This is a genomic window from Massiliimicrobium timonense, from assembly GCF_042850985.1.
Classification (GTDB): Bacteria; Bacillota_I; Bacilli_A; order Erysipelotrichales; family Coprobacillaceae; genus Allocoprobacillus.
In genome coordinates, this window is record NZ_AP031415.1 from 646,098 (window position 1) to 661,750 (window position 15,653).

The 15,653-nt window shown below is 32.3% G+C and carries 15 protein-coding genes; 10 read left to right on the forward strand and 5 right to left on the reverse strand.

From position 1 onward, the window contains the following. Positions 1 to 6 precede the first annotated feature (6 nt). From ACGHJ8_RS03350 to ACGHJ8_RS03380, 7 genes are all read left to right on the forward strand, one after another. Positions 7 to 1,134 (forward strand): DEAD/DEAH box helicase family protein, encoded by a 1,128-nt coding sequence (locus ACGHJ8_RS03350; protein ID WP_390541678.1) that lies wholly within the window; start codon positions 7 to 9, stop codon positions 1,132 to 1,134. Continuing rightward, entirely contained in the window at positions 1,092 to 1,733 is a 642-nt protein-coding gene (locus ACGHJ8_RS03355; protein WP_087358402.1) for a ComF family protein, read from the forward strand. The genes ACGHJ8_RS03350 and ACGHJ8_RS03355 overlap by 43 nt, the downstream gene beginning before the upstream one ends. Positions 1,734 to 1,902: 169 nt before the next feature. Next, positions 1,903 to 2,100: a cold-shock protein gene (locus tag ACGHJ8_RS03360; protein WP_087244131.1), complete on the forward strand. Its 198-nt coding sequence runs from the start codon at positions 1,903 to 1,905 to the stop codon at positions 2,098 to 2,100. A 129-nt stretch (positions 2,101 to 2,229) separates the two neighbouring features. Then, positions 2,230 to 4,878, forward strand: coding sequence for a preprotein translocase subunit SecA (secA, locus tag ACGHJ8_RS03365; RefSeq protein ID WP_087358400.1), 2,649 nt, complete (start codon positions 2,230 to 2,232; stop codon positions 4,876 to 4,878). After that, positions 4,878 to 5,987, forward strand: a complete 1,110-nt coding sequence (prfB, locus tag ACGHJ8_RS03370; protein WP_087358398.1) for a peptide chain release factor 2 — start codon at positions 4,878 to 4,880, stop codon at positions 5,985 to 5,987. The genes secA and prfB overlap by 1 nt, the downstream gene beginning before the upstream one ends. Beyond that, positions 5,987 to 6,874 carry a YitT family protein gene (locus tag ACGHJ8_RS03375; RefSeq protein ID WP_087358396.1) on the forward strand — a complete coding sequence of 296 codons (888 nt, stop codon included), beginning with the start codon at positions 5,987 to 5,989 and terminating at the stop codon, positions 6,872 to 6,874. The genes prfB and ACGHJ8_RS03375 overlap by 1 nt, the downstream gene beginning before the upstream one ends. A 179-nt stretch (positions 6,875 to 7,053) precedes the next feature. Then, entirely contained in the window at positions 7,054 to 7,614 is a 561-nt protein-coding gene (locus ACGHJ8_RS03380; protein ID WP_211961991.1) for a GNAT family N-acetyltransferase, read from the forward strand. Positions 7,615 to 7,652: 38 nt separating this feature from the next. Here ACGHJ8_RS03380 and ACGHJ8_RS03385 read toward each other — a convergent pair whose 3' ends face one another. The 3 genes from ACGHJ8_RS03385 to ACGHJ8_RS03395 are packed head-to-tail and all read right to left on the reverse strand — an operon-like array spanning position 7,653 to position 9,221. Beyond that, complete coding sequence (locus ACGHJ8_RS03385) at positions 7,653 to 8,081, reverse strand: DUF6120 family protein (protein WP_087358392.1); 429 nt, start codon at positions 8,079 to 8,081, stop codon at positions 7,653 to 7,655. Further along, the gene (locus ACGHJ8_RS03390) at positions 8,062 to 8,367 is read right to left on the reverse strand and encodes a hypothetical protein (protein ID WP_087358390.1); all 306 of its coding nucleotides are present in this window, start codon (positions 8,365 to 8,367) and stop codon (positions 8,062 to 8,064) included. Before ACGHJ8_RS03390 ends, ACGHJ8_RS03385 begins: the two co-directional genes overlap by 20 nt. Next, positions 8,346 to 9,221, reverse strand: a complete 876-nt coding sequence (locus tag ACGHJ8_RS03395) for a LysR family transcriptional regulator (RefSeq protein WP_211961990.1) — start codon at positions 9,219 to 9,221, stop codon at positions 8,346 to 8,348. Before ACGHJ8_RS03395 ends, ACGHJ8_RS03390 begins: the two co-directional genes overlap by 22 nt. A gap of 103 nt (positions 9,222 to 9,324) precedes the next feature. Between ACGHJ8_RS03395 and ACGHJ8_RS03400 the strand changes: the two genes are divergently transcribed. Together ACGHJ8_RS03400 and ACGHJ8_RS03405 are read left to right on the forward strand one after the other, a co-directional pair. Beyond that, positions 9,325 to 11,022, forward strand: a complete 1,698-nt coding sequence (locus ACGHJ8_RS03400) for an ABC transporter ATP-binding protein (protein ID WP_390541683.1) — start codon at positions 9,325 to 9,327, stop codon at positions 11,020 to 11,022. After that, positions 11,019 to 12,752, forward strand: a complete 1,734-nt coding sequence (locus tag ACGHJ8_RS03405; RefSeq protein WP_087358384.1) for an ABC transporter ATP-binding protein — start codon at positions 11,019 to 11,021, stop codon at positions 12,750 to 12,752. Before ACGHJ8_RS03400 ends, ACGHJ8_RS03405 begins: the two co-directional genes overlap by 4 nt. A 23-nt stretch (positions 12,753 to 12,775) precedes the next feature. On the opposite strand, the gene ACGHJ8_RS03410 is transcribed toward ACGHJ8_RS03405, so the two are convergent. Continuing rightward, positions 12,776 to 13,264, reverse strand: a complete 489-nt coding sequence (locus ACGHJ8_RS03410) for a hypothetical protein (RefSeq protein ID WP_205089562.1) — start codon at positions 13,262 to 13,264, stop codon at positions 12,776 to 12,778. A gap of 160 nt (positions 13,265 to 13,424) precedes the next feature. Here ACGHJ8_RS03410 and ACGHJ8_RS03415 point away from each other — a divergent pair, with 160 nt between their 5' ends. Continuing rightward, on the forward strand, positions 13,425 to 14,120 hold the full coding sequence (locus tag ACGHJ8_RS03415; RefSeq protein WP_390542406.1) for an acyl-[acyl-carrier-protein] thioesterase: 696 nt from the start codon (positions 13,425 to 13,427) through the stop codon (positions 14,118 to 14,120). A 131-nt stretch (positions 14,121 to 14,251) separates the two neighbouring features. On the opposite strand, the gene ACGHJ8_RS03420 is transcribed toward ACGHJ8_RS03415, so the two are convergent. Then, the gene (locus ACGHJ8_RS03420; protein WP_087358378.1) at positions 14,252 to 15,607 is read right to left on the reverse strand and encodes an MATE family efflux transporter; all 1,356 of its coding nucleotides are present in this window, start codon (positions 15,605 to 15,607) and stop codon (positions 14,252 to 14,254) included. Between the last annotated feature and the right edge of the window lie 46 nt (positions 15,608 to 15,653).

A 15,653-nucleotide genomic window follows, 5' to 3' on the forward strand; every position in this document is an offset into this window, starting at 1 on the left:
TGAAAAGTGGAATGTTCAAGATGTCATAATCGAAATGTAGAGCGCTTATATGAGTTAAATGGAAGATATTATTGTCGTGAGTGCATCCAATTCCATCGTGTCTGGATTGATGAAACATGTCAACAGGAAAATCATCAATATCCTGCATGTCAAGTTCAATATCATCTTGATTTTGAACTATCTCCAACTCAAAAGGAAATATCCAGACAGCTTGTTAAAAATTATCAAAGTCATAAACATTCCGCCGTCTTGGCAGTCTGCGGTTCTGGAAAAACAGAAATCGTATTTGAGTTAATTCAGTATGCTTTACAGATTGGTCATCGTGTTTGTTTTTGCATTCCTCGAAAAGAATTAGTGAAAGAATTATATCAAAGGATTCAAGAAGCATTTGATCATCTGGATATTGGTTTGGTTTATGGTGGACATAACGAAAATATGGATGCACAGATGGTTATTTGTACGATGCATCAATTATATCGCTTTGAACAAAGTGGTTTTGATTTAATTATCGGGGATGAAGTAGATGCCTTTCCATTTTATGGGAACAAAGTTTTACAGGAAATTTTTATGAATTGTTGTAGAGGCCATTATGTCAAGTTGAGCGCAACATTCGTCAAAGAGGATATACATGGAGAAGAATTACTAATTATGAATCGCAGATACCATGGCTATGATCTTCCAGTACCTCAATTAATCATTTGTCCTCATTGGTTACAGATATGGCTCATTCGTTTACTCCTTTGGAAATGGAAGAAGAAAGTGATTATTTTTGTTCCCTATGTAAAAGATGTTGATAAACTTGTCCAAAAATTACATGGTCTTAAAGTTCAAGGTGTTTCTTCTATACATGAACATAATCAAGAAAAACTGGAGGCATTGAAAAAAGGCGACATTGATGTGATTGTTTCCACAACTTTACTGGAACGTGGAATTACTGTAGAAGATGTTCAGGTGATTATCTATCATGGTGAAAATGATTTGTTTGATCGTAGAACATTAATTCAAATAGCAGGGCGTGTAGGACGTAAAATCTCTCATCCTCAAGGGCATGTTTATATTTTATCCAATGAACATACCGCATCTATCAAGCAATGTATTCATACCATCAAAGACCTCAACAAAATGAATGCTTAATTTGTCACACACCGCTTCTGCAACAAATATCCTTAGCCCATCTTCTCTATACTCTGCCACTATGTCAGAAATGTTTATCTCAGTTTCATATTATAGATATTCAAACAACTTTTCATCACCATCCTTTAAGAATTTTATATGAATATGATGATTTCTTTAAATCACTTCTTTATCAATATAAGGGACTTTATGACTATGCTTTAAAAGATGCATTTTTATGTTCTTATCAGTCCTGTTTTCATATACAATATCAAGATTATATCATTGCAGTAGCTCCCAGTTCGTTCCAAGAAAATGAAAAACGTGGCTTTGCACCTATGGAAAGTATTGCTTATTCATTTTCATCACATGTTTTTACAGGACTTTATAAGAAAGAAATGTATAAACAAAGTGACTTGTCATTTGCTGAAAGAAAAAGGGTTAAAGACAAAATTGGTATTCAAAATGAAACAGTTCTTAAAGGAAAAAAGGTATTGATTTTTGATGATGTGATAACTTCATCATCAACCTTAACCACTTGTTTATCACTTATTGAAAAGTGTCATCCCCAAAAGATAGAACTGCTTGTTTTATCAACTAAGAGTTTTATGACATTATAAATGTACATTTCGCTTATGAAGTGTGCATTTTTTTATATTGATTCGTCAAAAAAAGATATATTTCCTAGGAAATAAAACAAAAAAAGAAATTGGCTCGACAGAAAATGCGTTCTTTCTTAATTAGCATCATCTATAATGGATACAACCATGAAGTAAAGGAGTTGTGATTATGCAGGGTAAAGTCAAATGGTTTAATGCTGAAAAAGGATTTGGATTCATTGATCGTGGTGAAGGAAAAGATGTTTTCGTTCATTATAGTCAAATTATACAAGATGGCTATAAATCTTTAAATGAAGGTGAACTCGTAGAGTTTGAACTCTATTCGACAGAGCGTGGCCTACAAGCTAGACATGTCGTAAAGATTTGATGAAAGGGTGATATGCATTGGCATATCCTTTTTTTCGTTAGAATAATTTTACGTGATATTTACTTTGTTTTCTGTAGATTATATGCTATAATGTGAAATGTTTCAGTATGCATGAAAGGAGATTTATTCATGGCAAGTAAAAAACAAGAAATTAGAAAACAAATAAAAAAGAAAGAAGCCAAAGAATTGGAAGAACTTGGATTAAATCCGAATGCTGAAATTGTGGATTTAAATGATGATTTAGGTGAAGATGTTGTTGTTGAAACATTTGATGATGTTGTGAAAAAACCACAACAGCCTATTGAATTTAAAACAACACCACAAAAAGAGAAAAAAGGATTATTTGGTTCTATCAAAAAGGCTTTTTCACAGGATAATAAAATATTAAAGAAACTTGAAAAACAGGCTTTACAGATTATGGATCTGGAACCTCAATATCAGGCGATGAGTGACGAAGAATTGGCTCATCAAACAGAACTTTTTAAAGAACGCCTAAAAAACGGAGAAACATTGGATGATATCTTGGTTGAAGCCTTTGCAACAGTACGTGAAGCAGCATATAGACGTTTAGGTTTAAAAGCTTTTAAAGTGCAGCTGATGGGTGCCATTTCTTTACACAATGGTGATATTGCGGAAATGAAAACAGGTGAAGGTAAAACTTTAACATCTATTTTTCCGGTTTATTTAAATGCTTTAACTGGAGAAGGAGTTCACGTGGTGACTGTCAATGATTATCTGGCAGAACGTGATAAAACAGATAATGGAAAAGTTTATGAGTTTTTAGGTTTAACAGTAGGACTTAACAAACGTGAACTGACAAAAGATGAAAAAAGAGCTCAACATGCGTGTGATATTACGTATACAACAAATGCTGAACTTGGATTTGATTATTTAAGAGATAATATGGTCACACGTTTGGAAGATAAGGTTTTAAGACCATTGAATTTTGCGTTGGTCGATGAGGTTGACTCTATTTTGATTGATGAATCAAGAACTCCATTGATTATTTCTGGTGGTAAGAAAAATACAGCTGCTTTATATGTTCAAGCTGATAAATTTGTAAAATCTTTACGTGAAGAAAAAGATTATGAAGTTGATATTGAAAGTAAAACAGTCGCTTTAACAGCCGAAGGAATTAATAAGGCAGAAAAGGCATTTAAAATTCAAAATTTATATGATCCTGAACATACAGCTTTAGTTCATCATATCAATCAAGCATTGAAAGCTAACTATACAATGAGTTTAAATGTTGAATATATGATTGCGACAGAAGATGGAAGTCATGATATTCGTAATGCCAGTATTATGATTATTGATCAGTTTACAGGTCGTGTGATGCCTGGTCGTGCTTATAGTGATGGGTTGCATCAGGCACTTGAAGCTAAAGAAGGTGTTCCTATTAAAGAGGAAACTGTCACTCTAGCAACTATCACTTATCAAAACTTCTTCCGTTTATTCAATAAATTAGCAGGGATGACAGGAACTGCCAAAACAGAAGAAGAAGAATTTAGAACAATCTATAATATGCGTGTTGTAGAAATTCCAACGAATAAACCTGTGATTCGTGATGATAAACCAGATTTGGTTTTCGCAAAACAATCTGCTAAATATAAAGCAATTTGTGATGAGGTAGAAAGAAGACATAGCTATGGTCAACCTGTGTTATTAGGAACTGTTTCAGTAGAAACTTCTGAATTATTAAGTAAGATGTTAAATAAACGAGGAATTAAGCATAATGTCTTGAATGCAAAAAATCATGCGAAAGAAGCTTTGATTATTGAAAAAGCAGGTGTGATGGGTGCAGTCACTATTGCGACAAACATGGCTGGTCGTGGTACGGACATCAAATTAGGTGAAGGTGTACCGGAATTAGGTGGATTGATGGTTATTGGTAGTGAAAGACATGAATCAAGACGTATTGATAATCAGTTAAGAGGTCGTTCTGGTCGTCAAGGAGATCCTGGGTGTTCATTGTTCTTTGTTTCATTTGAAGATGAATTAATGCAAAGATTTGCGAATGAAAAGATGAAGGAAAGAATGGGTTCTTTCTTAGAAGATGAAGCTATTGAAAGTAAGATGGTAACAAAATCAATTGAAAATGCTCAAAAACGTGTTGAAGGACAGAACTTTGATATTCGTAAGCAATTATTACAATATGATGATGTGATGCGACAACAACGTGAAATCATGTATAAAGAACGTGATGATATTATGTCACAGACTGATTTAGGTCCAATTGTGAAAGGAATGTTTGAACAGGCGGTGGAAAATACTGTTCGTCAGTTTACAAAACATGATGGTAAAAAAGAACATGTTGATGTTGATGGTGCATTAAATTATATTTCTAAAAACTATATGTTATTAGCTACTTTAGTTGCTAAAAATAAAGATGTTGTAGAACAAGATGCTAAAAAATTAACAAATAGTTTATCTGAAATTGTTTATTTGCAGTATCAAAATAGATTTAATAAAGATTTACCAGCTGAAATTAAATTAGATTATGAAAGAAGAATTTTATTAGGTGTCATTGATCATACATGGATCAATCATATTGATGCTATGCAAAAATTAAGAAATGGAATTTACTTACGTGCTTATGCACAAAGAGATCCACTTCAAGAATATACTGAAGAAGCCTTTTATATGTTTGAAGAAATGACAAAATCAATTTCTCAAGATATTACAAGAAACATTGTTCATATGGGTATTGCTCCTGGTAGTGAACAGGAAAAACAGATTCCATCAGTGCAAATTGAATTGGAGTTTAAAGCAGATTAATGGAATTATATGAAATGAAGGATGGGCTTGAAAAAGCCCGTTCTTTACTCAAGGAACTTTTTGTTTCTATTGATATTGAAGGTTTGAAAAGAGAAATTGAAGGTTTGACAGTACAAACAATGGATGAGAATTTCTGGAATGATCAAGATCATGCCAGAAAGATATATGATCAATTAAATGAAATGAAAAAGAAAGTTGATACATATGAGTATTTGGTAAAAACTTTAGATGAGTTAGAAGAAACCTACCAGTATGTCAAAGAAAATGATGATGCTGATTTTAAGGCTGTTTTAGATGAAGATTATGGTGTTTTTGAAAAAGAAATGAATGATTTTGAAAAAACATTGTTATTTTCTGGTCAATATGATCATCATAACGCCTTGTTAGAAATTCATCCTGGTGCTGGGGGAACAGAGTCACAGGATTGGGCTGCCATGTTAATGCGTATGTATCAAAGATATGCAGATAAAAAAGGTTGGAAAATAGAAGTCTTAGATTATTTGGATGGTGAAGAAGCAGGATTAAAATCAGTAAGTTTACGTATGATAGGTTATAATGCTTATGGGCATCTTAAAGCTGAAAAAGGTGTTCATCGTCTGGTACGTATTTCACCATTTGATGCATCCAAACGCCGTCATACATCATTTGCTTCGGTTGATGTGATGCCAGAATTTGATAACGATATCGAAATTGAAATTGATCCACATGATATTCGTATTGATACTTATCGTGCTTCTGGGGCTGGAGGACAGCATATTAATAAAACAGATTCAGCGATTCGTATTACTCATCTTCCTACACATATTGTTGTGACATGTCAATCACAGCGTTCACAGATTCAAAACCGTGAACAGGCGATGATTATGTTGAAATCTAAATTATATCAGTTAATGTTAGAAAAACAGGCACAGGAGCTAAGTGAGATTAAAGGAGAACAAAAAGCGATTGAGTGGGGTAGTCAAATTCGTTCTTATGTTTTACATCCTTATTCGATGGTAAAAGATAATCGTAGTCAATATGAGTCAAATAATCCTAAAGCCATTTTAGATGGAGATTTAGATGACTGTATATATGCTTATTTAAAATCACAAGTAAAGGAGGATGACTAATGCATCAGGCAAAGCATCTTTTACGTGATACAATCATTGTCATTATTGGAAATTTGATACTTGCCTTTGGTGTTGCAGTTTTTGCAGTCCCTTCAGATTTAATTGTTGCTGGAGCAACTGGGATTGCTTTGATTGTCTGTGAATTTATTTCGGTCAATTATGCTACAGTTGTCTTTGTCATCAATATGGCGATGTTGTTACTTGGATTTATTGTTTTAGGTAAAAAATTTGCTGCAGGAACGATTTTAAGTTCGATTATATTTCCGTTTTTTCTGGCGATGTTTGAATCTATGCCACAATTACAGCACTTGACATCAGATATGTTATTATCGACAATTTATGCTGGATTATTTACCGGACTGGGATGTGGTATCGTTTTTAGAATTGGTTATAGTACTGGGGGAACAGATATACCACCCATTATTATTAATAAGAAATTTCATATTTCGTTAGGTGTCTGTGTTTACTTGTTTGATGTTGTTGTATTATTAGGACAAGCTTTCTTTACAAGCTTTGAAGGTATCTTATATGGAATTATTACCGTCTTTATTACAGCTATTGTCTTAGATAAGGTCACTATCTTTGGTGAAAAGAATTTACAGGTATTGGTGATTTCAGCACATCATGAAGAAATTGCAGAAGCTATTTTTAAGGAAATTGATAGGGGATGCACCTTTGTCAATGTGACAACAGGATATTTCCATGACCAACAAAAAGCTGTTCTTTGTGTTGTCAATAATCGTGAATATCCTGTGATTAATGATTTGGTCATGACTATTGATCCAACAGCATTTATTATTGGTAGTGAAATTCATAGTGTCAAAGGTAGAGGATTTACTTTACCTAATATTGATTTGGATAAACAAAAAAGAGATCATATTTTATAAAACAGCAATATTTTTATTGCTGTTTTTAAATCAAGTAAAAGTTAATAGGTCTATAACAAATAAGATAACGACTTATATCAGTTTTGATGAATATTTTTTAATAAATGAATGTGAATGATTTTGATAATATAATTTCAAACGAAGTTAATAGTGAGCATTGTAAAGGAGAAATGGTTTATATGAATACAGATATTATTGATAAAAAGGATGGTTTTGTTATACGTTTAGCTAAAGAGGATGATGCAATCAATTATTATGAACAAAATTATTGTCCATTAGATAAGGAAGTAGCACGATTGACAGGGTGTAAAGAAGAATTTACAAAAGAAGAAGTCATATCTTTTTTTCTAAAATCAATCAAAGCAGATGATAGATATTTCTTTTTAATTATAGCACCCAATGGAGCAATCATAGGTGAAAGTGTAATCAATGAAATTGATTGGAATTTGAGGTGTGCTAATTTTCGAATTGCTCTTTATCAACAGACAGAAAGAGGAAAAGGCATTGGTACATGGGCAACAGAAATCACTCGAGATTTTGCTTTTGAAAAATTGAAATTACATCGTTTAGAATTAGATGTGTATTCATTTAACCCTAGAGCAAAGAGAGTATACTTAAAGGCAGGATTTAAGCGAGATGGTGTTTTAAGAGATGCTATTATGGATGGTGATAGTTATGCGGATGATATTATAATGTCTATTTTAGAAGATGAGTGGAAAGCATTAAAGCAAGGAAAATAACAAAATTCTTATTCTTCATATAAAAACAATCTCAATGTTTATTCATCCATTGAGATTGTTCCATAATCATAAATAATTTCTTCCTCATAAGCAGGAAAACTTTCCATCATATTTTTATAATCTTGATAGTAGTGATATGTTGTCCATAATACATAAACAAGGCTTATAATTATGAGAGGAACGATGATAAAAGAACTGTATTTAATAATCTTTCGTGATTTCATATGTGTAATCACATAGTGGTCATCATAATGCTGATAAAAGAAAATAATAATATCTTCAGGAAGACCAAAACGTTCAATATAATCTTGATACGTGGCTTCTAAATGAGAGTTTTCATATTCGTGAAGTCTGATCTTTATTAATTTAAGAAATTCTTTTTCATGAAGATTATGTAGTGGGAAAGATTTATAAAGTTGGTGATAATATTTTTGGGTGATAGGATTTTTAAATTTCTGTTTTTTCATTTTGAAATAAAACCTCCATTTCTTGATGAATATGCTGATACTCTCTTTTTAATGTTGTATAACGCGAACAACCAGCTTCTTCGATATGATAGATGAGCTGCTGATGATAGCTATGAATAGAAATCATCTGTGTTTGACTGAGAAAGTACAATGAAGTTAAAAGTTCTCCTTCAATAACTGTAAAATGCTTTTTAAGAATATCATAGATCTGATCACTAGATAAATCTTGTTGTTTTAAAAGATGTAAAATAATAATCTCTAATTTTATAAATTGTGCGATATGCATATATTTTCTCCTTTTTGATGAATGAGTTGTATTAATGATTGAATAGAAGGGTTTAGAATTTCATTCTGTCTTGTAATCATTGTTAAATCTGTTTTTAAATTGTCATCTTCAATAATAACATTGATGAGTTGAGGATCATATAAAAATGATAAAATGCTTTGGGGAACAATCGCAATGCCTAGACCTGCTTTGGCCCATTGCAAGGAGGTTCTGGAGTCATCGCAGGTGACTTGAATATGAGGATGAAAATGCAAATTTAAACAATAATCAGTAATGAGTGAAAGATAACGCTGATGAATAATGAGTGGTTTATTTTGATAGTCAGACATATGTGTCATTTCTGGATTTAACAAGGTTGATTTCCCTATGGCTACCATTGGTTCTCTTAAAAAGGGCTGACAGTCAAGTTGACTTTGATCAAAAGGCGTACGTACAATCCCTAAATCAATATGATGTGATAATAATAAATCAATAATTTCATAGGTACTCCCTTCATAAATGCGAAAAGAAAGTTGAAAAAGAGAAGGATTCTGGGAAAGATATATAGGAAGAATGCTGGAGTTGGAAGAAGTAATGCCAACTCTTAGGACTTCATTTTGCATATCTTGAATTTCATGAAAGGTCATTTCATTTAAAGAAATCATTTGTAAGCTTCTTTTATAAAAAATCTTACCTGCCTGTGTTAATTCAACCTTACGATGTCCTCTTTTTAATAAGGTCACACCTAATTCATCTTCTAATTGTTTAAGCTGCATAGATAAAGGTGGTTGTGCCATATGTAAAGTTTGGGCAGCTTTGGAAATGGTACCTTCCTCAACAATTGTTTTAAAATAAATCATTTGTTTAATATCCATGTTATCACCATATTTTAAAAGTATAAAAATTATATTTTATATATATTATACATATAATACATTTTTCGCTATAATAAATCAAGAAAGGATGATCAAGATGTGGATGAAATATCTAAAACCTTATCGTAAACAGGCAATTATTGGTTTTTTATTTAAATTAATTGAGGCTTTTTTTGAATTGATTGTTCCTATTGTCGTTGCCGATATTATTGATTATGGGATTGCGGCTAAAGATCAACAATATATTTTACATAAAGGGATTCTATTATTTATTTTGGCTATTTCAGGATATAGTTGTGCTTTGGTATGTCAATATTTTGCTTCAAAGACTTCTCAAGGATTTGGGACATATTTAAGAAATGATATGTTTAAAGCAATTAATGCTTATGATTATGAAAATATAGATAAAATTGGAATTCCATCATTGATGACACGTATTACCAATGATACGAATCAATTACAATTAGCTGTTGCGATGACGATTCGTCTAGCTTCACGTTCACCATTTTTAATTATAGGTTCATTAATCATGGCTTTTCGTATTAATGTATCAATGTCATTGATTTTTATTTGTGCAGCGCCTTTGTTAGCTTTATCTATTTATCTTGTGATGTCACGTTCTTTACCTTTGTATTTAAAGATTCAAAAACAATTAGATCATGTTTCATTGATTTGTCGTGAAAATTTAGCAGGAATACGTGTGATTCGTGCATTTTCTAAACAAAATCAAGAAAAAGAACGTTTTCATCAAGCTACACAAAAACAAAAAGATATGCAGATGCGTGTAGGAAAATTATCAGCACTACTCAATCCTAGTACGAGTGTGATTGTGAATTGTGCGATTTTAATGATTTTGTATGTAGGAAGTTTAAAGGTCAATAGTGGAACACTTTTACAGGGAGAAGTCATTGCATTAATCAATTATATGAATCAGATTTTATTATCTATGTTTGCCTTTGCAAATGTTATTGTCATTTATAACAAAGCGACAGCTTGTTATAAACGTGTGAAAGAAGTATTGTCTATTCAACCCGTTATTCAAGATGGTTTGCAGAAAATGGATCATCATGAAGGAGCATTGGTGACTTTTGATCATGTCAGTTTTTCTTATCAGGGAAGCCATGCTTTAAGTGATTTATCATTTTCTATTGAAAAAGGGGAAACTGTTGGAATTATTGGGGGAACAGGGTCTGGAAAGTCAACATTGGTGAATTTAATTCCCCGTTTTTATGAAGCTTCACAGGGGCAGATTTATATTAAGGATAGGCCTATTCAAAATTATTCTTTACAATCTTTACGACAAATGATAGGTTTTGTACCACAACAGGCATTGCTTTTTACGGGAACAATTAAAGATAATATATGCTTTGGAAAAGAAGATGCCAGTGATGATGAAATCATTGAAGCCTTAAACTTGGCACAGGCATCATTTGTAAAAGAGTGGAAAGATGGTATTTATAGTCATATCACACAAGGTGGTCATAATTTATCTGGCGGGCAAAAGCAACGTTTAACAATTGCGAGAGCATTAGTGAGAAATCCTGAACTCTTGATTCTTGATGACAGTGCCAGTGCGTTGGATTTTGCGACAGATGCTGCTTTAAGAAAAGCCATTGCATCGTTACCACAAACAACAATTATTGTATCACAGCGTGTCAGTGCCATTATGTATGCAGATAAGATTCTTGTGTTAAGTCATGGAGAATTGGTAGGAATAGGAAAACATGATGAATTATTGGAAAACTGTGAAATTTATCAACAAATCGTTCATTCTCAGTTATCAAAGGAGGTGGCATCATGAATCGTCAAACCATAGGTCGTTTACTATCGTTTTGCCGACCTTATATGAAATATTTATATTTTGCGTTGATTTGTTCTTCAGGACAGATTATTTTTACATTGTTGATTCCTGTATTTATTGGTCAGGCTGTTGATCATATTATTGGAAAGGGGCTTGTTGAGTTTGATTTGCTTTTTCAAAAGATGTTATGGATTTTGATGAGTGTAATCATTGCTGAAATATTCGACTGGATGGTTGTCAGATTATCAAATCGTATGACCTATTCTATCACCAAAGATTTACGTGATCAGTTATTTCAAAAGTATTCAACATTACCTTTACGATATATTGATCAACATGCACATGGAGATTTATTAAGTCGTATGATTAATGATATTGATTTAATTGGCGATGGTTTATTACAAGGCTTTACTCATTTGTTTAATGGTATTGCGACAATTATTGGGACAATCTGTTTTATGTTATATATTCAAACAACAGTTGCTTTGATTGTTATTGTATTAACACCTTTATCGCTTGTTGTTGCTACAATTATTGCCAATAAAACATATAAGTTTTTTCAGGAACAACTAGCTTTAAGAGGAGAACTGGGTGCTTATGTAGAGGAAATGATAGGTGGAGTCAAGGTGATTAAAGCTTTTGGGTATGAACAAAAAAATCAGGAACGTTTTGAAGAAATTAATCAACGTGTTTATGTGAGTGGTGTCAAATCACAGTTTTTAGGGGCTTTAGCCAATCCAAGTACTAGAGTTGTGAATAATATTGTCTATGCCAGTGTTTGTATAGCGGGTTCTTTATACGTGATTGCAGGATATATGACAGTAGGAGCTTTATCAAGTTTTTTAAGTTATGCCAATCAGTATACCAAACCATTTAATGAAATTTCTAACGTGTTTACTGAACTTCAGACAGCTCTTGCCTGTGCCACACGTGTTTTTCATTTGCTTGATACACCATCAGAGCCTCAGCAGTCAAAAACACAGACTCTTGCTCATCGAGAAGGTCATGTTCAAATTCAAAATCTTGCTTTTTCCTATGATCCTAACAAACCATTGATTGAAAATTTAAATGTTGAAGCTAAACCTGGTCAAACGATTGCGATTGTTGGACCAACAGGTTGTGGAAAAACAACATTGATTAATTTGTTGATGCGTTTTTATGAACCCCAACAAGGTCAAATTCTGATTGATGGAATCAATATTCAAAATATGAGTCGTGAATATGTACGCAGTCTTTATGGGATGGTTTTACAAGACTCATGGCTGTTTCAAGGAACGATTAAAGAGAATATTGCCTATGGTCAAAAAGCCAGTGATGAAGAAATTATTGCAGCTGCTAAAAAAGCACATGCTCATAAATTCATCATTCAATTAAAAGATGGTTATGATACACTCATTAGTGAGGATGGAGGAAATCTTTCTCAGGGTCAAAGACAACTTCTTTGTATTGCCCGTATTATGCTTGTTAAACCACCTATGCTGATTTTAGATGAAGCCACAAGTTCTATTGATACCCGTACAGAAAGACAGATTCAAGAAGCCTTTGATTTGATGATGAAAGGAAGAACAACTTTTATTGTGGCTCATCGTTTGTCAACGATTCAAAAAGCAGATCAGATTTTAGTAATGAATCATGGTCAAATTATTGAACAAGGAAAACATGAAGAATTATTGGAACAACATGGTTTTTATCATCATTTATATTATAGTCAATTTGATATACAAAAATAAAAACACGAAAAATCGTGTTTTTATTATCGAGAAATCATTTTTCTTAATTTGGTTTTATTTATAAATCTTGTAGGAAAACTATAATCTTTTTGAGCATAGACAAAGGTTACTTTGTTGTTGTAGGTATAATTGACTTTTTTTAGTTTACGATAATCTATTAACATTCTTCCAACCATCAAGTTTTTACGTCCAACGAGGACAATCGTTGAAGCAAAGTAAGCATAAACAACAGAGATGAATGCAATAATATTTATACCATTATGGAAAAAACTCATATTAGAAGTTATTAAACCATAAATGATTAAAATGATTCCACCAACAGTTGCGATAAGATAAACAAGTGTGAGAATAGTATAAAAAATATATCCTCCCGTATTTAAACAAAGTTCTAAAGAATGATCTTGTTTACGACAACGGAAAAATGTAACAAGAATATTAACAATAGAATATGTAAACCATAAAAAAACAAGTCCTAAGATAAATGATAAGATTAATGAAACAACATCAAGCATAAATTCAAACTTCCTTTCATACCTCTCTATTATACATATAATTTTGCTTTTCGACTAGGAAAAAATGAAAATATGTGAAATCTTTATGAATTTTTATTATAATAGACACTAAGGAAGTGAAATTATGGATTAAAATTTAATAAGTACTGAAAAGAAAACAATAGAAATCAATGAAGTAGATGATATGGGAGAATACTTTTTTCATCATCTTTTGAATCTTTTTTCTCAGATTGCGACTGTGAATGCAATGAAAATTGGTGTCTGGAATCAAGCGATGATGTCCCAATATGGATGGGTGGTCGCCAAACAATATTTACATTTAGATGAACCTATTCGCTATCAGGATGAAATTGAATTATCAACAACAATTTCAAAAGGATCATTTGTATCTTTTCCAAGATATTATTATATAAAAAAGAATCAAAAAGTGATAGGAACATGTTCTTCTGTCTGGACATTATTAGACATTCAAAAAAGAAGAATGGTATCACCACAAAAGATTGGTATTATTTTTCCCGAAGTTTCTAAAGAACCATTATTAGATTTACCACCAATGATTCAAAAAAATCTGGAAATGACATATATCAAAGATCGTGAAGTTTTATATAGTGATGTTGATATCAATCAACATATGAACAATACACGTTATATTCAATGGGCATTGGATTTGATTGATTTTGATAAACATCACCAATGTTATATCCGTGATATCAATATCCAATATCGTAAAGAAATTAGACCTCGTGAAATGGTTAAACTTTTTATGGGGGAAGATGATCATCGTTATTTGATTGAAGGTAGAAATGAACAGGATGATGTTTATTTTACGATAGAAATTTATTTTTTTGATAGATAATTTTCATAATATGAAAACATTTTTCATTTATTTATGGTATGATAAGCATGTCCCAAATATCTATAATCGTATTCGTTTTCCCGTAAGAATACAAATAGAAAAGAAAAGTTGTCATTGTGACAACTTTTTTTCTACGATAAATCTTTATGTAGCCATTTTCCACGTTGTTGACGATAAAGTAATAAGAGTCCTCTCACACAAAGTTCAATACACATTGCTAACCAGACACCATATAACCCCATTGTTTGCACAAGAATAACGGATAAGGTTAAACGTACGCCCCAGATACTCAATAGATTGAGTAAACTTGGAATCAGTGTATCACCAGCTCCACGTAAAGCTCCAGAAGCGACAATGGATACACCATAAAGAGGTTCAGCTAATAATTCAATTCTTAAGACATTGGTCGCTAAAGTTTGGGTCTGCAAATCAGGAGTTAAGATTTGAAAAACAAAAGGAGCAATAAAGAACATAATAATCGCAATTATACCCATAATGATGGCACCAAATGCGATTGTGAAATTAGAAAAGGATTTAGCGAGTTCTTTTCTTTTCGCACCCATGCATTGACCAACTAATGTTGTGGCGGCTGCCTCAAGACCATAACCGGGCATATAACAAAGACTTTCGGCAGTGACAGCGAATGAATGGGCAGCTATTGCAATTGTTCCTAATGGGGCAATAATTTTTGTAGACATAATCATAGCTCCACAAATAGCAATATGTTCAAAAGCCAAAGGTGTGCCGATTGAAAAAGCATTTTGAAGGGTGTGTTTTTCTAAAAAGAAAGGTTCATTTTTCTTGAATTGTAATAGAGGAGAGCGAGATGTCGTATACCAGAAATTGATAATCGCAATGGTGAGTTGGGCAAAAGCTGTTCCTAAAGCGGCTCCAACGACGCCGAAGTAATGAATAAAAATCAAATTATAGATAACATCTAAACCACACATCGCAGCATTGAGAAAACTTGGTATTTTCATATTCCCACTACATTGTAACATGGATGAGCATAAACTGTTCATTTGGAGAATAGGCAGACTTAAAGTAAAAACAAGAAAGTAAGCTGAAGCATCATTAAAGATGATAGGATCACATCCTAACCATTTTAATAAGCTATGATTGACTAGAACTCCTAATCCTAAAAGAATAGAAGAAAAAATCAATGACGTTATAATTGCTAATCGAAAAGTCCTGCGTGCTTTTTGATTTTGATTAGCTCCAATGAGTTGAGCAACCTGCACTGCAAAGCTTGTTGCCATAGCAGAACATAATCCACTTAACAACCAGCTACTTGTGGAAACAATGCCAATCGAAGCTGAAGCATTAGGTCCCAGATGACCGACCATTGCAGCATCGATATATTGCATAAGAATAGATGATATTTGTGAGAGAATGGTAGGAATACTTAATTGAATGATGATATTTATTTTTTCTTTCTTTGTCAGAATTGTTTGATTTTTTATGACTTCAGTAAAATTTTTTGACATATAATTCCTCCCATCTTTTGAAAACTATTTTTATTATACAATATTT